Origin of the sequence: Paraburkholderia phytofirmans PsJN (genome assembly GCF_000020125.1) — a bacterium.
GTDB lineage: Bacteria > Pseudomonadota > Gammaproteobacteria > Burkholderiales > Burkholderiaceae > Paraburkholderia > Paraburkholderia phytofirmans.
Window position 1 is genome coordinate 1,222,893 of sequence record NC_010681.1, and the last position, 21,851, is coordinate 1,244,743.

Genomic DNA, 21,851 nt, shown 5'->3' on the forward strand with positions numbered 1-21,851 from the left:
GCTAGGAAGCGAAAAAAACTACTGGGCTGGCGCGTTCCTGTTTGTCTGGGCGAGCCCCCGACATTGAATGACAGATGCAGCCGCTCTTTTATAGCCTTGCGTTCCGATCCCAAGGCGGTAAATCGCCAAAAGTCTCGGCAAGGTAATCGACGAACCGGCGCACTTTGAGCGGTATGCGCTGCGCGCTCGGATAAACCGCTTGAATCGCCAGATCAGCCGCGCGGTAAGCCGGTAGCAGTGCCACCAGTTCGCCCCGCCGTAGATGCTCGCCGAACACGAAGGTCGGACCGTACGCGATACCGGCGCCCGCGAGCGCGGCGGCAAGAAGCATCTGCGTATTGTTGGCTGTCAGCCGGCATGGTCCGTCGATCACGTGCGCGCGGTTTCTCGCATCGAGCAATGTCCAGTCGCCGGCCGACACGGCTTCGCTGAAGGTAAGCCGCTGCGCGAGTCGTAAGTCTTCGGGTTTGCGCGGCGCGCCATGGCGCTCGAGGTACGCGGGAGACGCACATACGACCATTCGGCAGGGCGCAAGCCGGCGCATCACCAGTCGTGGGTCCGTCAGCCGTCCTATCCGAATTGCCACGTCAACGCCCGCATCCATGAGATCGACATAGCGGTCCCCGAGCAGCACTTCCACGTTGACGTGCGGATGGTCCTCCAGGTAGCGGGCAACAACCTCGCCCAGGTGCATGGCGCCGAACGTGACCGGCGCTGCGACGCGCAGTACGCCGTGCGCCGTGCCTTGCGAATCACCCGCTTCCCGATTCGCTTCGTCGAACGCTTCAAGGATCCGCTTACAGCGCTCATAGTAGGTCTGGCCGGCGTCGGTCAGACTTAACCGTCGCGTAGTGCGCTGGAGCAGTCGCGCATTCAGCTCAGCCTCGATTGCGCTTACATGCTTGCCGGCCATCGCTGCCGATAGCCCGAAGCGGCGCGCCGCAGCAGCAAAACTGCCTTCCTCGACAGCCGCGACGAATACGCCAAGGCTCGTCAGTCGGTCCATTTTATGCACTCCAATTCGATAGCCCCATTATCGACTGAATACACCAATCCGGCAATTATCAAACCAGTGACATGAATCTACCATTCAGACACTAACTAACCGGAAGGTGGGACGGAAATGGACATCGACTCAAACGGTACGCGGATTCACGTCACGCAGCGAGGCAGAGGAGAGTTGGCGCTGGTGTTCCTGCACTACTACGGGGGCTCGTCGCGTACATGGGACGGGGTAGCGAGCGAATTATCTGACCGGTATCGAATCGTTGCCACCGATCACCGCGGCTGGGGCCATTCCGAGGCGCCCGCCGACGGCTACCGCATTGCCGATCTTGCCGCCGATGCCGAAGGCGTCATCAAGGCGCTGGGCCTGCAGCGCTATGTTCTGGTCGGTCATTCGATGGGCGGCAAGGTCGCTCAGCTCATCGCATCGCGTCGGCCACCTGGGCTCGAAGGCCTTGTGCTCGTCGCGCCGTCGCCTCCGTCGCCGATGCTCCTCCCGGACGAGCAACGTGCGACGTTGACCGGCGCGTATCAGTCGCGTGAATCAGTCGAATTCGTGATCGATCACGTCCTGACCGCAAAATCGCTTGATGCCGCTCGCCGCGAGCAAGTCATCGAAGACAGCCTGAAGGCCGCACCGCAAGCCAAGGCGGCGTGGCCAAACGTGGCCATGCGAGAAGACATTAGTGCGGCGGTGGCATCCATCGATGCGCCGACCATCGTCATCTCGGGTGAGCTTGACCAGGTGGATCGCGTCGCAACGCTGCAGGCGGAACTGATGCCTCGTATTCCGCACGCGGCGATGCATATCCTGCCCGGCATTGGACACTTGTCGCCGCTAGAGGCTCCGATCGAGGTGGCGCGGGTTATTGCGCGGTTCGTCGCGGCGATCGAAAACAAGTCCGCCGTATGCAGCACGCCCGAGCAGGTCCCCGTCGCTTTCGACGCGGCGCTCAACGCCGGCGATCTTGATTCCCTGCTCGGTATGTTTAGCAATCAGGCCACGATGCGGATGACGGACGGCGAGGTGGTGCAGGAAAGCCCCACCGAATTGCGCAACGGCCTGGCTCGATTGCTGACACTGCGCCCGCGCCTCCACAACGAGGTGCGTCGAGTGTTGACGAGCAGCGATATAGCGCTCGTTCTGCTTGACTGGACCTTGAACGTGACGCTGCCGGACGGCCAGGAGCACGAGGAACGCGGCATCGCTACGCAGGTTATGGAAAAGGGCCGCGACGGTGGGTGGAGGCTGCTGATCTCTAATCCGCTTGGATTGAACTGAAGGGCACAGGGGGGGGCAGCGCCATGAACAACCGACAGGAAGCACATCATGAATAAACCTACCATCATTACGGTTCCAATCCTGCCGTTCGGCATGGTCCACTCCCACCTCATCATCGGTGCAAAGGGCTGCGTTCTCGTGGACACGGGCACGCCGGGCTCAGAAGACAAGATTGAGCGCGTCCTTAAGAAGCACGGTCGAAGCTTTCGCGATGTCACCTTGATCGTGGTCACTCATGCGCACACGGACCATGCCGGTTCGGCTGCGCGACTGCGCGAACTGACGGGCGCGCCAATCCTTGCTCATGCCGGAGATCTGGACTACTACGAGCGGCGCAAGGAAATGACGTATTGCGTGACGCATTGGTGGGGGCCGCTCTTTTTGCGCTCCGGCGTGCCCGGCGAGCCGTACTTGCCGTTCACACCGGACATCCTGCTTCAGGACGACGCCACCATCGATCTAAGCGGTTATGGAATCGAAGGCGTGGCAAGGCACACGCCAGGCCACACGGCCGGCTCCGTGTCAGTTGAACTGGCCAGTGGAGACGCGTTAGTCGGCGACCTCATCGCCTCGGGTGTCTTTCTAGGCGGATTGATTCGTCAGGGGCGCGCCATGCGCCCGCCGTTCGAGGATGACCCGCAAGCCGTCAGTGGTGAATTGATGGGCATGGTGGAGGCCGGCATGCAACGCTTTCACATGGGTCACGGTGGTCCGCTAGCTGCCAAAGAAGTGCGCCGGCACGCTCTCTCACTGCGGAACCTGAAGCCCGGGCGCAAATATGGGATGCAGGCCATCAGGTGTGCCTGCTCGGAGCCCAAGGTAGCTGAGCCGGTTAAATGAAGCGTGGCGCGCGGTTCAGGCGTGTTCTTCCCCACCAATCAATTGAAGCCGGCTCGGCTTCGCTAACTTCCAGGAATGGATTGCCATGCCCCGGCGCTCGGAAGCGAAGTCAACAATGCCGCAAGCAGAATCTATGCGGTGGAGGGGTCGTGCTTTGTGCTGGCACCTTGCGCGGTCGTGTCCGAAGCGATGATTGACAAGTTGTGCGACACATCCGAAAAGCGTGACTTGAACCACGTGGGTGGTGGTCATGCTGTCATCTACGGTCCTGACGGAAGCGCGCTGGTCTCGAAGTTGCCCGAGGACAGTGAAGGTATTCTGTACGCGGACATTGATCTTGCCGCCATTGTCATGGCCAAGAACGCCGCCGATCCTGCCGGCCACTACTCCCGCCCCGATGTCACCCGGCTTTTGATCAATAAGACCCGTATGCGACGAGTAGAAGCCTTCGCGCTGCCTATCGACAGGTCCGCGAATGACGATGCGGCGTACAGGGAAGATGTGTAGGCACACAGATGTATGCTCGCCGCGCGAAACGCAACGACCTGCCGCCCCTGACGACAACGAAAGTGGAGCGAGCGACTCTTAAGTGAGAGAAGCCGGACATTCACATGTCTGAGCGAATCGTCGAACGGCGGCTCCTCGACCCGCTGCGGTCGCTCGCAGAGTAGTGACCGCCGCGTCTGCTTCCGATGGCTCACCCGACATCCGCCTACGTCCGGCTGACTTTCACCTTCGGTCTTTGATAACGCTTCGAAAGAAGTGCCGGTACGGCGTTTGTCTATGGCCGACATAGCGGCGAAGCATCGTATAGAAGCCGAAAATTTGACAGTCATCGTTCAAGGTGGCTTCACGACCGCCAAGGCGGCAATGATAAATGCGGTGAAAAAAATATGTAAAACCTCACGCGGAAGTGTGACGACTGCTCCATCGCTAATCCGGCGAAGTCTTCTCGATTGGAGCCCATGCAAGGTAGACAGCAAGAGAATAGGGTTAATTTTGATCGTCAGTCATAGCTGGGAAACGCCAGCCGCGGGACACAGACAGAAATAGGTCGAAAACCCCGTGAGCAGAAGGGCAGGAGCAGTCAATCGTCGATGCCAGCACGAAAGCTCTCTGGCGCCGACTCCAGCCGGCTTCCCCAGAAGCGATAGCAAGGGCGGACGTAACTTCAGTGGCAGGCAGCCCACCGATAAAAGCTAGCACCGCCGCAACAGGGCCGACCTTGATCAACACATGGAAAGCCGGGCTCCTCATTAGCGCTATGCGTACAACCTGCCAAGATTGGCGGCAATAGATCGCCCGCATGTCGGCGAAGAAAGCGCCTGTTTCCTGCGGCCTTGGTGGAGTTGCGGTCACGCGAAAGGCTCAACTTTCGAAAGGTGCCGCAAGGAGCAGGTCGCAAACGTTGGGAATTTCGAGACCTGGCACAAGGCGACGTCCAACGTCGGCCAGACCTGTTCCGACGGCAGTGTGTGGCTTTCGTCTCGCGACCTCGGCTAGCGCCTCCGTGAACGCCCTCTTGAAGCCCAACCGCGGATACAGCGCGAGCGTGTCGTCGATCAGTTGGGGCGAGATCTCGTCCATCCTGAGCCCCAGGACGTCGACGTGAGCGCCGAAGTGCACGAGCGCGACTTCCGGTTCCCTGCGGTCGGCGATTTCGGCGGACGAGTGAAAGGCGATGGCATCCCAGACGATGTCCACCTTTGTCTTCGGATAGTCGTGCATATGCAGAAATCTACTCGCGGCGTCGGCACCATCCACTTCGAAACGCTTGTCTGCAATGTGATCTTTCGACAGACCCAGGTCGTGAAGCAGCGACGCAAGATAAACCAGCTCGCGGTCGTACTTCATTTGCCGCTTTTTGCCGATGAATTCAGCAAACCACCATGTCCGGTGGACATGATTGAGAAACGGCTTCGAATGGGCTTGCTCGACAAGAGCAGCCGCCGTGCGGGCGAGCTCCGAGTCCGGCGCAGTCATGCCTCCGATGATGACAGGGGTTTTCATATACTTTCCTCAAATGTCGAATTCGAAAAAATAGTTGACCCTGTCTTTGGCGGCAACGACAAACAGCCCTCGTTCAGGGACATTCGTTCGCTCCAACGGAAAAGGCATCTCTGCCGGTTTTCGCGTCAAGACTTCGGCTGTCCGAAGCGGCTGCGATAGTCCTGCGGAGACACGCCATAAACTTTTGCGAATGCCCGGCGCATCCGTTCGTCATCTCCAAAACCGGTCCGACGCGCGATGACCTGAATAGGATCCCGCGCGGATTCGAGCAGGCGTCTGGCCGCTTCTATGCGGATCTTCTCGACGGCTCGCGCGGGGCTTTCCCCGGTTTCGCGAAGATAGACACGAGCGAAGTTGCGTGGGCTCATCCGTGCTGCGTCCGCGAGTGCCGGAATCGATAAGTCCGCTTCGAGATGGGTTCGAATCCAATCGTGAAGGTCGTCGAACCGACCGCGCGCGTCGCGCATCTGCTGCCGCAGTTCCATGCTGAACTGCGATTGACCGCCCGGCCGCTTGAGAAAAAGAACCATGCCGCGCGCCACATTGAGCGCCGCGAGGTGGTCCAGATCGTCCTCGATCATTGCCAGCGCCATGTCAATCCCAGCGGAGACACCGGCCGATGTCCAGATATGATCGGAGGTGACAAAAATCGCGTCTGGCTTGACGTTGATGGTCGGGTGCTGGTTCTCGAGCCGGCTGCACGCAGCCCAATGTGTCGTCGCATCGCGGCGATCCAGCACGCCCAACTGGGCGAGGACGAACGCGCCCGTGCAGACGGAGCCGAGCCGACGAGGCCGGTCGAGATAACTCACGAGTCTCGCCCGAAGCGATGCAGTCGCGGCAGCGGGCATGATCAGGTCTGCGCCGGCAACGAGCAGCGTGTCGACGGAGTCGATCACTGCGTCGTCGAGCCGTACGGTTTCCAGCTTCACGCGAGTATCGGTGGAGACCGGACCGCCCGCCTCGGAGGCAAGAACGACCTGATAGGCGGGACGACCATCTTCAAAGCAGGCGTCGCTGAATGCTTGCAGTGGACCGGATATGTCCATCAGCTTGGCACCGTCATAAGCGACGATGACAACCTTGCGAGGCACTTGTCCGTCCGAATTGTCGGTCTTAGCCATTTGCCTGAGGCGTCGAGGTGTGGCGAGTTTCGCGGATTGCCCGTCCTGGCGACAGGTTATCGGCATTTGGCGTGCGGCAGCAATGACAATCACCCCTCTTTTTCTGCCGCCGCTGTGCTAGGCCGGTCTGACCTGACGACTTGAGGGAGGATGGCTCGACGTGGGCTCACGCAATTCGCGCTGATTGCGGGCGGGACAGGCGAGCACGCTATCAATCGGCGGAAAACGAGGTGTGAATGTCAATTGCGGAACGATTCGTGATCCTATACTCGGCTGACTATTTTTGACACTCAGGCAGCCAGGACATTCTCATGATCTCAGATATCAAGGTACCGGACAGCAGCATTGTCCGCGAGGCTGAGGACCTTGCGCGCTCGGTCTCAAATGACACGCTCTTCAACCACGTGATGCGGTGCTACTGGTTCGGTGAGCTGTTCGCGCAACAAGAAGGAACGAAAGTGGATAGCGAGCTGATGTTCCTGTCAGCGGTGCTGCACGATCTGGGACTTACTGATCATGCCCCCGGTCCTCACCGCTTCGAAATTGAAGGTGCGAGTGCGGCGCGGACGTTCCTTGTTGAACAAGGCGTAACGGAGGATCGTGCACAGAAGGTTTGGGACAACATCGCGCTGCATACGTGGGATATGAATCATTTCAGGGGGGACACCAGCCGCCTGACGCAGTTGGGCCTGGCGTATGACGTCTCTGGCGTGGCCGGCGCGCAGCTCGACCCAGCAGATGTCGCCGAAGTGCTACGACGATACCCCCGCCGGAACTTCAAGCGCGCATTCAACGAAATGCTCAATCACGAAGTCGACTGCAAGCAACCGTACCCGCACTGGTTTCACATTTGTTCCCGCGTTGCACACAATCGGTCGCCGCTCACAATCGTGGATGCACCGGCTGTGCTGGACTGGGCGCCGTTCGACGAATGAGCGGTGCTTCGAGCATCTGGGTTGCTGGCAGAAATCGAGGGCTCGTCGTCATTTGTGCGGCGGTTCGACAAACCTATACTCGGTAGCGATACCAGCACCCGAACGACGCCCTCGTTCAAGCAAAGACCGTACAACGTGGAGCAAGCCAATGACCAAATACAGCGAATTCGAATTCAGGACGCAACCGTGGTTTGACCCGGCATGGTTCGATCGAACCGCCTTCCAGGGATTCAATCAGTTCATCCCGATGAAGACCATCGTGATCCACTGCTTTGATCCGCGGGCATCCGAAATACCGCAGGCTGTCGCCGACTATTTCGGCGATGAGGTCTATCCGGGCGAAAATATTCTCGACGAAGCCGGCAACCGGATCGGCAACACGCGGACGCTGTTCGCCGTGTCGAACGCGGGTGGCCGTGCCTTTTCGGCTCTTCAATCGGTCGCTACGATGGACTATCTTTTCAAAGTAAAAAACGTCGTGGTGGTGCATCACTCGTTCTGCGGCGCGACGGCTTTCACGCCGGAGACTCTTGTCGGCGAGTTCCATGATCACCACCACGCCGATATTTCGACCATGTTCGATCACGATAGCCTCGCTATTTCACATTTCGAGGAGTCGATCAAACATGATGTCAAACTGCTTCGTGCCAGCCCGGCTGTACCAAAGGAGGTCAAGCTCTACGGCTTCTTCTATGAGATGAATTCTGGCGAGTTGACGGAAGTGGTGCGGGACATTCCAGCATAGCGGCGTCGCTGCCGGGGGAAGTACTGCAACAGACCGCAGCGATCAACGGTAAAAGTTGTTGTTCAGGTGGCTCGTACACAATTTGGGCGAACGGCTGCAGATGGCCGACACCGGGCCAACAGAGAACCCCCCAGCTACCATGCAACGAAGCGAACCTTACTCTCCGTGAGCGCTTGTGGCTCGCCTCCATACGCCTTCCAGCATGGCGGGCACCCATTGCTCGGCCGGGCAGCGACTCCAGGTGTCGGCAAGGAAAATCATCGATTCGTCACCACTCGTCTGCCGAGCTCTCTCCAACTCCAACAGCAACAGCGTACCCGCGGAGTACGGGCAGCCACCGACCGTTCCACTCGATGTCGCTTGACGAAGCACCACGCCCGGGGCGAAAAGGCAACGACGGCTGACCATCTCGGGCGTGAGTGTCTGGCGCACCGACGCGTCGCGATAAAGACCACGCATTTGATTCAGGCCTTTTACGACATTGTGTATTGCTACGCTGACCGCGTGGACGCCTGCAAGGTCCCCACCGACCATTGGAGCGAGTAACCCCTTGGCGCGTGTCACCTTGCCGGTTAAGCGCCAAGCCAGATTACGCAGCGTATTACCCGGCGCAATCGACGCAGCAACCACTTCCGCAGCGGCCCAGGTGGCCTCGCCGGCTTCGAAGGTGGGACTGAATAAACGGCCTATGACCTGCTGCACAAGTGGCCCGACTGCGGCATCGGAGTTCGAACCGCGCACCCACATTGCCAATGGCTCCAGATCGGCGGGGCCCGCACGGACATCCGGCGCGGCGGCGTTAAGTTTCTGCCACAACGCGTCCTGTTGAGTCTCGCGTCCGGTTGCCTTTCTCGCGCTCATCGTCGGGAATCGACGGCTTTTGTAGGACAGCACCCCAAGTATGCGGCGCAGCAACAGGCGGTTGAGCAATGGCTTGCCTGATCCAAAGGCGCGGTCAAGCGTGCCGTCGCGCGCGATTTGAAGGATGCCGGCAGGCTGGTCCACTTTGATGACATCGACAAGACCCGGAATATGTTTATGTTCCACGACTGCGTACCTCGTAAAGGAAGATTTTCGTTCGGCTTGCGTGGTGCGGCATGACCCCGGCGTTTTGCCATTTGCTGCCACTCTTACCACTGTTACCACTCGTGCCGTTCGAACAGGACCGACGCCCACGATAACCTCCCCGCGCCGTCAGACATGAGCCCCAATCATGTCGTCAAAACCGTCTAATATCTATCAGCTACCCGACAGATTGGCGCCAAATGAATTCCCACGTACAACGCTATAGACCACAACTTGCAACATCACCGTGGTTCAAGGATTTACCGATCGAGCTTCAGGACTATCTTGTCGCTCACGCCGACCTGCTTCGACTAAAGAAGGGGCAACAGCTTTATCGGCGCGGCGAACAGTCGTTCGGCATGTACGCCGTTCTCGACGGTGCATTGTCCATCGGCACCGTTGGAGCGGATGGAAAAGAGGCGCTGCTCGCCGTACTTGGGCCGACCGCGTGGATCGGGGAAATCTCGATGTTCGACGGGCTGCCTCGACCGCACGATGCCTCAGCAATAAGTGAGACTCTCGTGCTTCACGTACCCGGTCCCGCGCTGGAAAGCCTGCTTAAGGCTAACCCTGCTTACTGGCGAAATTTTGGGTTGTTGATGGCGCAAAAAATCCGAATCTCCTTCGAAAACAACGAAGCCATGATTCTGCTGCCCGCCGCTCAACGCCTGGCAAGTCGCTTATTGCTGATCGCTGGTGGCTACGGAGGGATCAATGCCGAACGGAGCAGGATAAAGCTCTCGCAAGACACCTTGGCTTCAATGGTTTCGCTTACGCGGCAGACGACGAACCAGCTGCTCAAGAACCTCGAGAGTCAGGGTATCGTCGATCTGAGGTTCGGGGAAATCGTTATTCTTGATTTCGATCGCTTGCATGCTGCCAGCGTCGAAGCTCCCGGCCCTTGAGTTGCAAATCCGAATGCCCGGACCGGGCTGGTTCCAGGGCATTGCTGCGTGCCATGAACGACGAGAAGCGCGTCAAAGCTTGTTTGGCCAATGTGTCCGTCAGACATCTCACACCAGTCGCTTGCGGATCGATACCGAGTTTGCCTTCATGGCCAACTACCGCCTCATGCCCTCGGCGATAGTTGGCCAACATCCGTCGAAACCAACGTATCCGGAGGTGAATTGGACGCACGTCCACACAGCAATGCAAGGCCTCAGCAGTGAAGCACTGCCAAGGCCCGCACCTCAACCCCTCACTTATTCACCATCTTCGCCGGCACACTAATCGCCAGCAACCCGCCGAGCACCATGAACGCCGCCAGCATATACATGCCGGAGTCATTCGCGGCAGTCGCTTGCTTGAGCCAGCCCACCGCGTACGGACTCAGAAAACCTGCCAAATTGCCGATCGAGTTGATCATGGCAATGCCGGCAGCGGCGCCCGTGCCGGCGAGGATCGCCGTAGGCAAACTCCAAAACAGCGGCAGCGTAGTGAGAATACCCATGGTCGCGAGAGTAAGCGAAGCCATCGCCAGCACAGTGTTATGCGCCCAAACCACAGAAAGCACCAACCCAACCGCCCCCGCAAACGCCGGCAGCGCGATATGCCAACGCCGCTCCCGCTTCCGGTCCGCGCTACGCGACACAAACACCATCGCCACGACAGCCCCCGCAAACGGAATCGCCGACAGCAACCCAATCATGAACGCATCCGTCACCCCGGTAGCCTTAATAATCGTCGGCAACCAGAAGCTCACCCCATACAACCCCATCACAAACGAGAAGTACGTAAGACTGAGCATCAACACACGCCCACTCGTCAGCACCTGCCGAATCGGCATGTCATGCTTGGTCGCCTCTTCCGCAGAAACATGCCGTTCAAGCAACTGCTGTTCTTCCTTGGTCAGCCACTTCGCCTTCGAAATCCGATCGTCCAGCATGGTAAAAACCATGATCCCGACGATTACCGAAGGAATCCCTTCGAGCAAAAACAGCCACTGCCAGCCATGCCAGCCGTTCATGCCGTTAAAGGTCTTCAGGATATAACCCGACACCGGCCCGCCGATCACGCCCGACAACGCAATCGCCGTCATAAACCACGTAGTCATGCGGCCACGCCGATGCGCCGGATACCAGTACGTGAGATAAAGAATGATCCCAGGAAAGAACCCCGCCTCGGCCAGACCAAGCAGAAAGCGCATCACATAAAACATCGTCGGCGTAGTAACGAACATGGTCAGCATGGAGATCACGCCCCACGACACCATGATCCGCGCAATCCACACCCGCGCGCCGACCTTATGCAAAATCACATTGCTCGGAATCTCGAAGATGAAATAGCCGACAAAGAAAATCCCGGCGCCGAAACCATACACCGCATCGCTCAGCCCAAGATCGCTGGTCATTTGCAGCTTGGCGAAACCGACGTTGACGCGATCCAGGTACGCGACCACGTAACAGAGCATGAGAAGCGGCGCGAGCCGCCAGCTGACCTTGCGGTAGGTGGCCTCTTCGAAAGTGGAAGGCGGCGCACCCGCGCCGGGATGGTGGAGCGGATTTGCGGGACTAGCCATGGTGTCTCCTCTTTTCTTGTGGAATTGAAGTACCGCCGTCGATCGATTCTATCCGCGCTGCGTGGTCTGCACGACGAATCGATACCCGGGGAAAACACTGACTGCGGCGAGGGCCGCTGCACGCGAAACCCTCGCGGACCAGATACGGCGCGGCGCTACACGCAGCGTCCGCCGTCCACTTCCAGACACACGCCGGTGATGAACTCCGCCTCGTCCGAAGCCAGATAAAGCGCGGCGTTGGCGATGTCCTGCGGCGTCGAGAAACGCCCAAGCGGAATGCCGGCAAGAAAGCGCTGGCGATTTTCCGGCGTATCTTCCACGCCCATGAATTCGGCCAGCAGTGCCGTCTCGCCGATCACCGGATTCACGCAGTTCACGCGTATGCGGTCCGGACCCAGCTCGACCGCCAGCGACTTGCTCGCGATAATCACCGCGCCTTTGCTGCCGTTGTACCAGACGAGCCCGGGGCGCGGCCGCACCCCCGCCGTGGACGCGATATTGATGAAGCAGCCGCCGCCTTGCTCGCGGAAATACGGCACGAATTCCTGCACGCTCCAGTAGATGCTTTTCACATTCACCGCATAGACGCGGTCGAATTCGGCTTCCGTCACATCCATCACCGGCTTGTTGCGATGCGTGGTGCCCGCGTTGTTGACGACGATCTGCACGCTGCCGAAGTCTTCAAGCGCGGCCTCCCGCAGCGTCTGCCAGTCCTCACGCTGGGCGACGTTGCCCGTCACCGCGATGGCCTTGCCGCCGGCCAGCGCGATTTCGCTGGCCACGCGTTCGGCAGCCGGGCCGTTCAGATCGTTGACCACCACGTTAGCGCCTTCGCGCGCGTAGGTCTTCGCAATGCCTTCACCGAAACCCGAGCCGCCACCTGTGACGATGGCTGTTTTACCTGTCAACCGCATGATGTCTCCGTTGTTCGTTGTGGATGGTGATGCGCGTACCTGACTAACCGTGCTTGATTGCAATGGTCTTGAGCGCCGTGAAGCCATACAGCGCTTCAAAGCCCTTTTCGCGCCCATGGCCCGAATGCTTGACGCCGCCGAACGGCAATTCGACGCCGCCGCCCGCGCCATAGTTGTTGATGAACACCTGGCCGGAGCGCAGGCGGCGCGCGAGCCGCATCTGCCGAGCGCCGTCGCGTGTCCAGATGCCGGCGACGAGACCGAACGGCGTGCCGTTGGCAAGCGTCAAAGCTTCGTCTTCGTCGCTGAACGACATGGCGGCGAGCACGGGGCCGAACACTTCGTCGCGAGCGAGGCGGTGGCTCGCGGGCACGTCGCGCAGCAGCGTCGGCGCCTGATAGAAGCCGCTTTCCGGCGCTTCGGGAATCACCTCGCCGTGCGCCGCCATGGCGATGCCGTCGTGCTGCGCATCCGAGAGGAAATCCCACACGCGCCGCTGCTGTTTCGCGCTGATCAGCGGGCCGCAGTCGAGGTCGGCCTGCGAAGGGCCGACGCGCAACGCATGAAACGCGCTGCTCAGCCGGTCGAGCAAGGGCTCGTAAATCGCCCGGTCGATCAGCACGCGGCTACCCGCCGAGCAGGTCTGTCCGGCGTTTTGCACGATCGCCGACACCAGCACGGGCAGCGCGGCGTCGAGGTCCGCGTCGGCGAAAACGATTTGCGGCGACTTGCCGCCGAGTTCCAGAGTGACCGGCACATGATTTTCGGCGGCCATTTGCGTGACGAGCTTGCCGGTATCCGGCGAGCCGGTGAACGAGATGTGATCGATGCCCGGATGACGCGCAAGCGCCGCGCCCGCCTCATGGCCGAAGCCCGTGACGATATTCAGCGCGCCAGCCGGCAAACCCGCCTCGGCAGCAAGCTCGGCGACCCGCAGCACGGAGAGGCACGCATCTTCGGCCGGTTTGACGACGCAGGCGTTGCCGGTGGCTAGCGCCGCGCCCACGCTGCGCCCGAAAATCTGCATGGGGTAATTCCACGGCACGATATGGCCGGTCACGCCGTGCGGCTCCCGAATCGTCAGCACCGTATAGCCGGTCTGGTAAGGCAGCGTTTCGCCGTGCAACTTATCCGCCGCGCCGGCGTAAAACTCGAAATAGCGGGCGAGGGCGGCCGAATCGGCGCGCGCCTGCTTGAGCGGCTTGCCGGTGTCGCGCGCTTCGAGTTGGGCGAGTTCCTCCTGCCGCGCCGCGACCAGCATGGACAGCCGGTACAGGATACGGCCGCGTTCGGCGGCGCTGGCCTGGCCCCAGGGGCCTTCGAACGCGCGGCGCGCGGCGTGCACGGCGGCGTCGATATCCGCCGCGGTGCCGCGCGCGAGTTGGGTGAACGGCTGGCCGTCCGAGGGATCGAGTACGGCGATCGTCTCGCCGCCTGATGCAGCGGACCATTCGCCGCCGATGAAATGCCGGGCTTCTTCCATGCATGCTCCTTGAGGTGTCACGAGCACCGCGCTGCGGTGACGTGGTGTTCACAAACGAGAGGCACAATCGAGAGACGCCAGACGATTATCGCCCCGATCCAACGAGGGATGCCATTGGGCGATTGGCTATAATGGCGTATTCAGCACTGTCCGGCCGCAGCGCCGCTGCTCGAGGCGAGTTTCACGTTGCATCCCGTTCGAGCGAGCACGCCGCGCGCCGTGTTCCGAATTCCATCCCGACCAGAGAGCGCTCATGAGCTTCAATAACGTCCCCGCAGGCAAAGACCTTCCGCAAGATTTCAACGTCATCATCGAAATCCCGGCGCAAAGCGATCCGGTGAAATACGAAGCCGACAAGGAAACGGGCCTGCTCCACGTCGATCGTTTCATCAGCACGGGCATGCGCTATCCGGCGAACTACGGCTACATTCCGCAAACGCTGTCGGGCGACGGCGACCCGGTCGACGTGCTGGTGATCACGCCGTTCCCGCTGCTGGCAGGCTCGGTGGTGCGTGCCCGCGCACTCGGCATGCTGCAAATGACCGACGAATCCGGTGTGGACGCGAAGCTGGTCGCGGTCCCGCACGACAAGGTCTGCCCGATGACCGCCAACCTGAAGTCGATCGACGACGTCCCGGCCTACCTGAAAGACCAGATCAAGCACTTCTTCGAGCAATACAAGGCGCTTGAGAAGGGCAAGTGGGTGAAGGTCGAGGGCTGGGCGGACATCGAAGCCGCGCACAAGGAAATCACCGAAGGCGCGGCGAACTACAAGAAGTAAAACAGGGTAATCGCAAAGTGAACGAATGAGTTTGCTTTGCGAGCATTCGGCAGGTTTTCAAGGGGCAAACCGCAACGGTTTGCCCTTTTGTGTTTGTTGGCCTGGATTTCGGCGGTAACACCCCTTGCGGTTCTGGAATCGCAGGTGTGCGGCTATGCCGCTTGCGTCAGTTCGGCAATCCTTTGCCGGTTTTCGTCGCCCCACGCGCAAAGCGGCTTCAATGCCGCAGCCAGCGAATAGCCAAACGGCGTCATTTCGTAATCGACCTTGGGCGGAACCGTCTGATAGTCCCGCCGAATGATGACGCCGTCGTCCGCAAGCTCCCGCAGCTGCTGAATCAGGACTTTTTCGCTAATGCCTGTCACAAGCCGCTTCAACTCACCAAACCGACGAGGGCCATTGTTCAGATGAAACAGCACAAGGGGTTTCCATTTTCCGCCGATAACCGTCAACGCGACTTCCAATCCACAACTGTCTGCACGCAGTTCCATCAAAGACCTCATACTTACCTTTAGGTAGGTACTATCTTATCAGAAGGTGTCGTTCCATAATGAGAGGTCGAAAAGTAACTGGAGTGTCGAGATGGGTAAGCTTGCAGGTAAGGTTGCATTGGTCACTGGCGCGAATAGCGGTATCGGTCTCGCTATCGCGAAGCGCTTCGCCGGCGAAGGCGCGCGTGTTTTCATGACCGGACGGCGCCAGGAAGAGCTGGACAAGGCTGTTGCCGAGGTCGGTGGCAACGCTCGTGGCATTCGGGGCGACGTATCTAACCTCGCCGACCTCGACCGTCTTTACGCGACTATCAAAGACGAAGCGGGCGTCATCGATATTCTGATCGCAAATGCCGGCGCTGGCGAGTTTGCCGCGCTTGGCGATATCACCGAAGAACATTTCGACAAGACATTCGCGACCAACGTGAAGGGGACGCTTTTTACGGTGCAAAAAGCGTTGCCGCTGCTCAAGGATGGCGCATCCATTGTTCTCACGGGCTCCACGGCAGCCGTAACCGGCATTCCGGCATTTAGCGTGTACAGCGCAAGCAAGGCGGCCATCCGCAACTTCGCGCGAAGCTGGATCCTCGACCTTGCGCCGCGCAAGATTCGTGTAAACGTACTCGCGCCCGGCTCGACCTCGACGCCCGGATGGCACAACCTGGCTCCGTCGAATGACGTGCACGAAGGGATGGTGAGTGCAGTACAGGCGACGACGCCGCTTGGGCGTCTAGGTGATCCTGACGAGACGGCCAGCGCTGCGCTATTTCTCGCATCCGATGAAAGCAGTTTCGTCAACGGAAGCGAACTGTTTGTAGACGGCGGTTCGGCGCAGATTTGATTTGCATCGCGAAGTATTTGGGCTGCAGACCTGGTTGGTGAGCCACGGCTTGGGCTATCCGTCCGGATCGTCGGATTCGGATGCGCGACGTGAACGCAAAAGCCATCGGTTCCTGACGCTCACGCGCAAGGCTCCGATGGTTGCGGTGATGTCTGGTTTCCGACCGATGCGATTAGATGCGACGCCAGGGGTCAGCGAATATCCAGAGAATCGTCGCGGACCATGTCTGCAAGTATCATGAAGTCGCGATTTGCGGGGCTGCCCGTGCTCTGTGATTTGGGGCGATAGACCAGATCGCCGATTTGAATGGGAACTCCGGTCAATACGCAAAATGAACGTATGCGGGCGCGACACAGTCTCCAGCGCTGGTCGGCGTATAGCCCCGTCCTGGCGTCACTCCAGTAGACGGAAAGCGTTTCGCGCGACAATCGCTCGACGATTTGAAATCGGGAAGGTCCGGTGACCGGCCTGACCGATTCAACTGCAACAGCTACCGCAGTGGAGTCGCAAGCGCGAGATCTGGCATGCCGCCGTATCGGGCGAGATGCAGCGTGGACTACTGTCGAGCGCTGGCCAAGCAGATCTTCTGTCATGCAGGTCATTGCATCCCGCACGCCTGCTACGGAAGAAGCTTGTAATGGAATCCGTTCAAGCAGTGGGAAAATGTCTTCACGCATCTGCCTCTCCAACAAAACGACGGAGCCGGCTCCGGCAGAGACTCGGCCGTGGTTCGATGCTACGGGATGAGATTGCAACTGATGGCGGCGCCGTACAGCACACTAAAGCGCCGCCATGCTCAATGCCCGAGAAGCACCACCGTCTATGTCAGCCAAGTAGTCTGACTACCTCATCGGTTGGCAAGACAGAGTGGGCAAGGAATCGATAATTCACCATCGCCGCTTTGTAACCGTCGCCCCATTCAGGATGCCGGGGACCAGCCGTTGCGTCCGATATCACGGTCACTTCAAACCCTTGCTCCAGAAAATCGCGAAGATGAGATTCAACGCAAAGGTTGGCAATCATCCCGCAAAGCAAAATCTTCTGCAGGCCTCGTTTTCTGAGTTGAAGCACGAGGTCATTGGTCTGTGGCCCGAAGACCTTGTGAGGGCTGACGACGACTGTCCTTCCGTCTTCAATGTACGGTTTCAATGATTCAACCCAGTCGGCACCTGAGCCTTGGAAATCCTGGAGCGTGAGCTGTCCGCGTCTGGAGAACGTTCCGGCCTCGATCTCGCCAGCTTCGACCGGTCCGTTCAATTTCCAGCCTGAGTCAGTTGGGTAAAAATAGTGGGGTGACACAAACACACCAATACCCTTGTCTTTAGCAGCCTTCAAAACCCGCTCCAGGTTGCCGACTGTATTGTTTTCCGTCACGCTGGCGCCGACCGCTTCCCAGACAGTCCCTTTCGGGGTCAGCACATCGTTCTGCGGGTCAATAATAACGACGGCCGCATTGTCAGAATTGAAGTTCACTTTTCAGGCTCCTCGGTCATATCGTCGGAGAGACTTCGACTAGGCCCCTTCATCGGCTGAAGGGCGGCGCATGCAAAACGAAAATTCGAATCGTTTGCACAGTGTGTCTGAGCATGTAACGAAAAGCGCGGTAGGAGCTTGCGCGCGCGAAAGCTTTTTAAAGAGCTCCACCCGCTCTGGGAAGATCTCTTTCTGGAATCGAAGAAACCCCTCGATAATCTCTTTCATCACGGCTCTCGCATCGCTTTGACGATCTCTTGAGGTTAGTCGTCGGCCAAGGGCAAAGTATTTCCGATTTGCACGCAAAAGCTTCAAGTTAGCACGGGTCTCGTCACGGTCCTGAACGGCAGCCAGGATGCAGTCAACCTATCGCTGAGCCGGCGCTGATCAGCGTTGTGCTGGAGCGATGATGAACGCGTGAATCAGAAAGAACCTGAACCGCCGTCGTGCATATGGATAAAAGCCTACGAAATTTGCCGCCTATACTCGCACCGAAAGATTGGGCGGAGGCGCGGGGAAAGCAATGTCGAGCGCCGCATTGGTCTGAGCCAGGAGAGCCTGCCGTGAATCAGATTTTGGCAAGCATTGCGGGAGCGACGGTCATTCTTTGCGCAAGTGGTGCGTTCGGTCAGAGTGCACGCGACATACGCGGAGCGGACCCTGTTGTCCCGCTGGAAAACGAACCTCCCGCACGAATCGTCGTCGACCCGCCTCTTGCCGAGTCTCTGGCAAAAGGCTTCGTATTTATCCAGTACCGGGCAGAGAATCTGCACATCGTACCGGTATTCGGCCCTAAGGCACTCGACGACTCGCCACGTATCGGACACATTCATGTAACGGTTGACGACGCACCGTGGCATTGGGCCGATGCGAGCGGTGAGCCTCTAATCATTGTTGGGCTGCCGGTTGGAGCGCACAAGGTTTTAATCGAGCTCGTAGACGCCAATCATGAGACGCTCGACAGCGCCGTCGTGAATTTCGTCGTGCCGAAACAGTTTTCGCGCCCAAGGAAGAAGTAGAGACGACGATAGGTTCGCCGTCCCTTGTTTATTTCAGAGGTCCAGGCGGAACAATAGCGAATCCCGGTCAGGATAGTCATACGTGATAGGCGCATCGGACCTGTCTATCTGCCGGAAGCCCTTCTTGCGATAGAACGCGTGTGACCGGCTTGCAATCGATGGTGTATCCAGGAGGATTGTCCTCACCCCGCTCTGGTCTGCGAATGCGAGCAGCCTGTCAAATAAGCCAGCCGCGACGCCAGCCCCGCGATAGCTGTCCTTGACGAAGAATTTCTTGAGAACGGCGACTTCTTCGGTCTCGCGTCGAAGTCCGACGGAGCCAATTACGTCGCCCGATTCGTCTACTGCAACCCAAAATCCGCCACCCGCCTGCGGGTAGTTTGATTCGATAGAGAGAAGGTCGGGTTGCTGTTCGAGCGATATGTTAAGGCCCGCTTCAACGTTTTGTATTGTAAGAATCAAATCGATGACCCCGTCCGTGAATTCGGGACGGTATTCGACGATTTTCCAGCTCCTGTCTTGCTTGCAATCCTGCACGGCGTAGCTCCATGGTCTTTTGTTGACATGCCGAGATATATAGCGAGCGAGCGCGTATTCCTTTCACTGGCCTCGGGCACGACTTCAGTCTATAGAAGCCGCCGCCACATCTATAGAACGTTCTTGCATTGCTTCCAATCATGACTAATCGGGTCTTTCAACGCGCAGTGCCTGAATCATGGAAAAGGCATGGTGCCTGGTCCATATGTCTGCACCTCCCAGCCTGTCGGTCCACAGCCGTCCGTCGGCAGTCGGAGTCGTGAGCATCTCGTTAGTGACAGTTTCGATTGCGTCTTCCAGATAGCCGTCCATCAGCGCCCACAGATTGTCGGTCCCCGTCCGTGCGGCCACGTCTTCAATTCGTACAGACCTCAACGCCTTCATGGACGCCGCGCGCAGTTGCTGCGCGAACTCCTTCTGTGTGACGACATCGGCACGCGTGCCATAACGCGTAAGGTGGCCACACACCATAACGTCGAAGTCGTAATCGAGAAGCAGATCGTGGGCGTGCAAATACTCGTGAACGTCATTGGCAACCGCCAGATTCCTGAAGGGTACCCATCCTGGGAAAATGACATCCACGAGCATGAGGACCTTTTGTTTCGGTTCGTATATGAAGATGTTGCCGGGCTGATGGATGTTTCCGTGATAGCGGAGTTCGAGTTCTACAGCACCTAGCTGCAGCACATATTCGTCGCTGAAAGTGATTGTCGGAATCGGGCGCTGAGGGTCGCTATACCCCGCCAACTTCTCCGCGGTGTACTGGTGTGCGATTCGGACTGCGCTTTGCGGGTAGATATCGGCTGCGCCGATGTGGTCGAAGTGCGAATGGCTATAGATGACGTGTGTGACTGGCTCCGCCGTGACGGACGCTATGGCGGACAATAATACTTCTCGCAACGAGGGGGGCGCGTCGACAGCGATTACTCCGGCGCCGGTAACAAGGAACATCGTGTCGTATCCGCCAGCGCTTATCCAGTAAACGCCAGGCTTGACGTTTTCGAGCTGGTAACCGCTCGGTCCTGCTGCGCCACCACGGGACGATTCAGGAACGGCGGCGAACGGCCCGGTACAGCGCGGGCATTGATATCTTTGAGATGCCTTGCCGGCACGGTCGTCATTCGCACCGCTGTCTGCATCGGGAAACATGTGACCTCCTACAACGAAATGAAGATCGCACTCTGTGCGGGCTCGCTGGCCGTCCGACCGAATTGTGAAAAATGGGATTCGGCTTGGCGCGGCCAGTTATCGCGTCACGGATTGGCTGACGTCCCAGCGTCGCTCCGGCAAAAAAATGATGCCTTGCTTCGTGCGCTCGTTGTTTCGAAGTTCGCGACTTCTTATCGATTTCGCACTACATTTTTGACTTGGTCTAACCCATCTTGGGTAGGCCATCGAAGCAATCGTGCAAATGCAAAACAAAGTTTGATCTGACCGTTCGTCAACGTAACCAGCCGGATTCTGCAACGGTCAAACTTTGGCTGCGCATATTCAGTTGAGACAGGCTGCCAGGTGAATGGGCCGGCACTTCGCCGGTCTCCTATTGAAGTTCCTCTGCATGAGCAGGAGTCCAATAATGTCGGAAGATGTACGCTCTCCGTGTCCCCCCTTCGACAACGAAACCGCAACATTGAAGGTGCGACTTGCAGAAGATGGATGGAACACCCGTGACCCCGCGCTCGTTTCGCTTGCTTACTCAGCCGATTCGCGCTGGAGAAATCGCGCCGAATTTGCAAACGGGCGTGCGGAGATAGTGGCCTTGCTCACCCGCAAGTGGCAGCGCGAACTGGACTACCGGCTGATTAAGGAGCTGTGGGCGTTTTCGGGTAACCGAATTGCGGTGCGCTTCGCGTACGAGTGTCACGATGACTCCGGGAATTGGTTTCGTTCATACGGCAACGAAAACTGGGAGTTTAACGATAGAGGCTTGATGATTCGTCGTTTTGCGTGCATCAACGACCGTCCTGTCAAAGAAGAAGACCGGCTGTTCCATTGGCCGCTCGGTCGCCGTCCTGACGGCCACGCCGGGCTGAGTGAACTTGGACTGTGACGACATCCGCAGCACCTCCGTGTTCCACTTCATCTTGAGGGAAAGCCATGAAGCTCTACTACCATCCGCTGTCTGGACATTCTCACCGCGCACGACTTTTTTTGTCCCTCATAGGTTTACAACCGGAGCTCGTGGAGGTCGATCTGATGAAGGGGGCGCATAAAGCGCCAGAATTTCTGAAGATTAATCGCTTTGGACAAGTTCCCGTGCTGGTCGATGATGGCATAACCATCGCCGATTCGAATGCCATCCTCATTTATGCGGCGAAGAAGTATGGCAAGGAAGATTGGCTGCCAGAGTCTCCACAGGCTGCGGCGGCCGTACAGCGTTGGCTGTCCGTGGCTGCTGGCGAGATCGCAAATGGTCCTGCCGCCGCGCGTTTAATCACTGTTTTTGGAGCAAAGTACAACCCGGAGCAGGTCATTAGCGTCGCGCACAGCATACTGAAAATCATCGAGGCGGAGCTTGATGGCCACGAGTTCATTTCACACGACCATCCGACTGTCGCCGATGTCGCCCTGTACAGTTACATAGCGCGAGCACCCGAAGGTAACGTCGATCTGAAGGGTTACCCTAATGTGAATGCGTGGTTGCAAAGAATCGAGGCGCTGCCGGGATTTGTGGAATTTCAGAAGTCTCCTGCCGGTTTAAATGCCTGAACATAGAGACGGACAGGAGTCGTTTTCATAGATGATATGCAGGGCAACCTCGCGCCAGCGGGAAAGAAGGCCCTCCACG

At 58.6% G+C, this 21,851-nt stretch carries 23 protein-coding genes and 1 pseudogene; 11 read left to right on the forward strand and 13 right to left on the reverse strand.

The annotated features are described in order from the left end of the window. Window positions 1-88: 88 nt before the first annotated feature. Complete coding sequence (locus BPHYT_RS05310; RefSeq protein WP_012432127.1) at window positions 89-1,006, reverse strand: LysR family transcriptional regulator; 918 nt, start codon at window positions 1,004-1,006, stop codon at window positions 89-91. A gap of 117 nt (window positions 1,007-1,123) precedes the next feature. Here BPHYT_RS05310 and BPHYT_RS05315 point away from each other — a divergent pair, with 117 nt between their 5' ends. From BPHYT_RS05315 to BPHYT_RS05325, 3 genes are all read left to right on the forward strand, one after another. Further along, window positions 1,124-2,287, forward strand: a complete 1,164-nt coding sequence (locus BPHYT_RS05315; protein ID WP_012432128.1) for an alpha/beta fold hydrolase — start codon at window positions 1,124-1,126, stop codon at window positions 2,285-2,287. A 48-nt stretch (window positions 2,288-2,335) separates the two neighbouring features. Beyond that, on the forward strand, window positions 2,336-3,127 hold the full coding sequence (locus BPHYT_RS05320; protein ID WP_012432129.1) for an MBL fold metallo-hydrolase: 792 nt from the start codon (window positions 2,336-2,338) through the stop codon (window positions 3,125-3,127). A gap of 75 nt (window positions 3,128-3,202) precedes the next feature. After that, complete coding sequence (locus BPHYT_RS05325) at window positions 3,203-3,634, forward strand: nitrilase-related carbon-nitrogen hydrolase (protein WP_083772039.1); 432 nt, start codon at window positions 3,203-3,205, stop codon at window positions 3,632-3,634. An 861-nt stretch (window positions 3,635-4,495) separates the two neighbouring features. Here the strand turns inward: BPHYT_RS05325 and BPHYT_RS05330 are convergent. After that, window positions 4,496-5,137, reverse strand: a complete 642-nt coding sequence (locus BPHYT_RS05330) for an HD domain-containing protein (protein ID WP_012432130.1) — start codon at window positions 5,135-5,137, stop codon at window positions 4,496-4,498. A gap of 125 nt (window positions 5,138-5,262) precedes the next feature. Further along, window positions 5,263-6,261, reverse strand: coding sequence for a GlxA family transcriptional regulator (locus tag BPHYT_RS05335; protein WP_012432131.1), 999 nt, complete (start codon window positions 6,259-6,261; stop codon window positions 5,263-5,265). Window positions 6,262-6,572: 311 nt separating this feature from the next. Between BPHYT_RS05335 and BPHYT_RS05340 the strand changes: the two genes are divergently transcribed. After that, window positions 6,573-7,196 carry an HD domain-containing protein gene (locus tag BPHYT_RS05340; RefSeq protein ID WP_012432132.1) on the forward strand — a complete coding sequence of 208 codons (624 nt, stop codon included), beginning with the start codon at window positions 6,573-6,575 and terminating at the stop codon, window positions 7,194-7,196. A 148-nt stretch (window positions 7,197-7,344) separates the two neighbouring features. Next, window positions 7,345-7,941, forward strand: a complete 597-nt coding sequence (locus BPHYT_RS05345; RefSeq protein WP_012432133.1) for a carbonic anhydrase — start codon at window positions 7,345-7,347, stop codon at window positions 7,939-7,941. A gap of 156 nt (window positions 7,942-8,097) precedes the next feature. Here the strand turns inward: BPHYT_RS05345 and BPHYT_RS05350 are convergent, their stop codons facing one another. Further along, the gene (locus tag BPHYT_RS05350) at window positions 8,098-8,988 is read right to left on the reverse strand and encodes a hypothetical protein (RefSeq protein WP_012432134.1); all 891 of its coding nucleotides are present in this window, start codon (window positions 8,986-8,988) and stop codon (window positions 8,098-8,100) included. Between the two features lie 218 nt (window positions 8,989-9,206). Here BPHYT_RS05350 and BPHYT_RS05355 point away from each other — a divergent pair, with 218 nt between their 5' ends. Further along, a complete protein-coding gene (locus BPHYT_RS05355; protein ID WP_012432135.1) occupies window positions 9,207-9,911 on the forward strand; it encodes a Crp/Fnr family transcriptional regulator in 705 nt (234 codons plus the stop codon). 293 nt (window positions 9,912-10,204) lie between these two features. On the opposite strand, the gene BPHYT_RS05360 is transcribed toward BPHYT_RS05355, so the two are convergent. The 3 genes from BPHYT_RS05360 to BPHYT_RS05370 form a co-directional block, all read right to left on the reverse strand. Continuing rightward, complete coding sequence (locus BPHYT_RS05360) at window positions 10,205-11,524, reverse strand: MFS transporter (RefSeq protein WP_012432136.1); 1,320 nt, start codon at window positions 11,522-11,524, stop codon at window positions 10,205-10,207. A gap of 155 nt (window positions 11,525-11,679) precedes the next feature. Next, window positions 11,680-12,438 carry an SDR family oxidoreductase gene (locus BPHYT_RS05365; RefSeq protein ID WP_012432137.1) on the reverse strand — a complete coding sequence of 253 codons (759 nt, stop codon included), beginning with the start codon at window positions 12,436-12,438 and terminating at the stop codon, window positions 11,680-11,682. A gap of 43 nt (window positions 12,439-12,481) precedes the next feature. Further along, complete coding sequence (locus BPHYT_RS05370; RefSeq protein WP_012432138.1) at window positions 12,482-13,921, reverse strand: aldehyde dehydrogenase family protein; 1,440 nt, start codon at window positions 13,919-13,921, stop codon at window positions 12,482-12,484. Window positions 13,922-14,174: 253 nt separating this feature from the next. Between BPHYT_RS05370 and ppa the strand changes: the two genes are divergently transcribed. Then, window positions 14,175-14,702, forward strand: coding sequence for an inorganic diphosphatase (ppa, locus tag BPHYT_RS05375; RefSeq protein ID WP_012432139.1), 528 nt, complete (start codon window positions 14,175-14,177; stop codon window positions 14,700-14,702). A 152-nt stretch (window positions 14,703-14,854) separates the two neighbouring features. Here ppa and BPHYT_RS05380 read toward each other — a convergent pair whose 3' ends face one another. After that, window positions 14,855-15,193, reverse strand: coding sequence for a winged helix-turn-helix transcriptional regulator (locus tag BPHYT_RS05380; RefSeq protein WP_012432140.1), 339 nt, complete (start codon window positions 15,191-15,193; stop codon window positions 14,855-14,857). Window positions 15,194-15,284: 91 nt separating this feature from the next. Here BPHYT_RS05380 and BPHYT_RS05385 point away from each other — a divergent pair, with 91 nt between their 5' ends. Continuing rightward, window positions 15,285-16,034, forward strand: coding sequence for an SDR family NAD(P)-dependent oxidoreductase (locus BPHYT_RS05385; RefSeq protein WP_012432141.1), 750 nt, complete (start codon window positions 15,285-15,287; stop codon window positions 16,032-16,034). A 191-nt stretch (window positions 16,035-16,225) separates the two neighbouring features. Here BPHYT_RS05385 and BPHYT_RS37110 read toward each other — a convergent pair whose 3' ends face one another. The 3 genes and pseudogenes from BPHYT_RS37110 to BPHYT_RS39050 form a co-directional block, all read right to left on the reverse strand. After that, the gene (locus BPHYT_RS37110) at window positions 16,226-16,711 is read right to left on the reverse strand and encodes a DUF3331 domain-containing protein (RefSeq protein WP_012432142.1); all 486 of its coding nucleotides are present in this window, start codon (window positions 16,709-16,711) and stop codon (window positions 16,226-16,228) included. A 148-nt stretch (window positions 16,712-16,859) separates the two neighbouring features. Further along, window positions 16,860-17,507, reverse strand: a complete 648-nt coding sequence (locus BPHYT_RS05390; protein WP_012432143.1) for a cysteine hydrolase — start codon at window positions 17,505-17,507, stop codon at window positions 16,860-16,862. 102 nt (window positions 17,508-17,609) lie between these two features. After that, window positions 17,610-17,735 (reverse strand): annotated as a pseudogene (locus BPHYT_RS39050) (carbonic anhydrase); the annotation flags it as partial. Window positions 17,736-18,070: 335 nt separating this feature from the next. Between BPHYT_RS39050 and BPHYT_RS05400 the strand changes: the two are divergent. Continuing rightward, window positions 18,071-18,526: a DUF6130 family protein gene (locus BPHYT_RS05400; RefSeq protein ID WP_012432144.1), complete on the forward strand. Its 456-nt coding sequence runs from the start codon at window positions 18,071-18,073 to the stop codon at window positions 18,524-18,526. Window positions 18,527-18,559: 33 nt separating this feature from the next. Here BPHYT_RS05400 and BPHYT_RS05405 read toward each other — a convergent pair whose 3' ends face one another. Then, window positions 18,560-19,063 carry a GNAT family N-acetyltransferase gene (locus tag BPHYT_RS05405; RefSeq protein ID WP_012432145.1) on the reverse strand — a complete coding sequence of 168 codons (504 nt, stop codon included), beginning with the start codon at window positions 19,061-19,063 and terminating at the stop codon, window positions 18,560-18,562. Between the two features lie 144 nt (window positions 19,064-19,207). Further along, a complete protein-coding gene (locus BPHYT_RS05410) occupies window positions 19,208-20,212 on the reverse strand; it encodes an MBL fold metallo-hydrolase (RefSeq protein ID WP_012432146.1) in 1,005 nt (334 codons plus the stop codon). 427 nt (window positions 20,213-20,639) lie between these two features. On the opposite strand from BPHYT_RS05410, the gene BPHYT_RS05415 reads away from it, so the two are divergent. Continuing rightward, window positions 20,640-21,113 carry a nuclear transport factor 2 family protein gene (locus BPHYT_RS05415; RefSeq protein ID WP_012432147.1) on the forward strand — a complete coding sequence of 158 codons (474 nt, stop codon included), beginning with the start codon at window positions 20,640-20,642 and terminating at the stop codon, window positions 21,111-21,113. A 47-nt stretch (window positions 21,114-21,160) separates the two neighbouring features. Beyond that, complete coding sequence (locus BPHYT_RS05420; protein ID WP_012432148.1) at window positions 21,161-21,772, forward strand: glutathione S-transferase family protein; 612 nt, start codon at window positions 21,161-21,163, stop codon at window positions 21,770-21,772. Window positions 21,773-21,851: the final 79 nt, after the last annotated feature.

What these genes read in the sequence shown, in the direction of transcription:
- BPHYT_RS05370 (WP_012432138.1), bottom strand. Translation starts at nt 13,921, where the DNA reads ATGGAAGAAGCCCGGCATTTCATCGGCGGCGAATGGTCCGCTGCATCA.
- ppa (WP_012432139.1), top strand. Translation starts at nt 14,175, where the DNA reads ATGAGCTTCAATAACGTCCCCGCAGGCAAAGACCTTCCGCAAGATTTC.
- BPHYT_RS37110 (WP_012432142.1), bottom strand. Translation starts at nt 16,711, where the DNA reads ATGCGTGAAGACATTTTCCCACTGCTTGAACGGATTCCATTACAAGCT.
- BPHYT_RS05345 (WP_012432133.1), top strand. Translation starts at nt 7,345, where the DNA reads ATGACCAAATACAGCGAATTCGAATTCAGGACGCAACCGTGGTTTGAC.
- BPHYT_RS05325 (WP_083772039.1), top strand. Translation starts at nt 3,203, where the DNA reads ATGGATTGCCATGCCCCGGCGCTCGGAAGCGAAGTCAACAATGCCGCA.
- BPHYT_RS05415 (WP_012432147.1), top strand. Translation starts at nt 20,640, where the DNA reads ATGTCGGAAGATGTACGCTCTCCGTGTCCCCCCTTCGACAACGAAACC.
- BPHYT_RS05420 (WP_012432148.1), top strand. Translation starts at nt 21,161, where the DNA reads ATGAAGCTCTACTACCATCCGCTGTCTGGACATTCTCACCGCGCACGA.
- BPHYT_RS05410 (WP_012432146.1), bottom strand. Translation starts at nt 20,212, where the DNA reads ATGTTTCCCGATGCAGACAGCGGTGCGAATGACGACCGTGCCGGCAAG.
- BPHYT_RS05365 (WP_012432137.1), bottom strand. Translation starts at nt 12,438, where the DNA reads ATGCGGTTGACAGGTAAAACAGCCATCGTCACAGGTGGCGGCTCGGGT.
- BPHYT_RS05335 (WP_012432131.1), bottom strand. Translation starts at nt 6,261, where the DNA reads ATGGCTAAGACCGACAATTCGGACGGACAAGTGCCTCGCAAGGTTGTC.
- BPHYT_RS05310 (WP_012432127.1), bottom strand. Translation starts at nt 1,006, where the DNA reads ATGGACCGACTGACGAGCCTTGGCGTATTCGTCGCGGCTGTCGAGGAA.
- BPHYT_RS05380 (WP_012432140.1), bottom strand. Translation starts at nt 15,193, where the DNA reads ATGGAACTGCGTGCAGACAGTTGTGGATTGGAAGTCGCGTTGACGGTT.
- BPHYT_RS05320 (WP_012432129.1), top strand. Translation starts at nt 2,336, where the DNA reads ATGAATAAACCTACCATCATTACGGTTCCAATCCTGCCGTTCGGCATG.
- BPHYT_RS05355 (WP_012432135.1), top strand. Translation starts at nt 9,207, where the DNA reads ATGAATTCCCACGTACAACGCTATAGACCACAACTTGCAACATCACCG.
- BPHYT_RS05315 (WP_012432128.1), top strand. Translation starts at nt 1,124, where the DNA reads ATGGACATCGACTCAAACGGTACGCGGATTCACGTCACGCAGCGAGGC.
- BPHYT_RS05360 (WP_012432136.1), bottom strand. Translation starts at nt 11,524, where the DNA reads ATGGCTAGTCCCGCAAATCCGCTCCACCATCCCGGCGCGGGTGCGCCG.
- BPHYT_RS05330 (WP_012432130.1), bottom strand. Translation starts at nt 5,137, where the DNA reads ATGAAAACCCCTGTCATCATCGGAGGCATGACTGCGCCGGACTCGGAG.
- BPHYT_RS05385 (WP_012432141.1), top strand. Translation starts at nt 15,285, where the DNA reads ATGGGTAAGCTTGCAGGTAAGGTTGCATTGGTCACTGGCGCGAATAGC.
- BPHYT_RS05340 (WP_012432132.1), top strand. Translation starts at nt 6,573, where the DNA reads ATGATCTCAGATATCAAGGTACCGGACAGCAGCATTGTCCGCGAGGCT.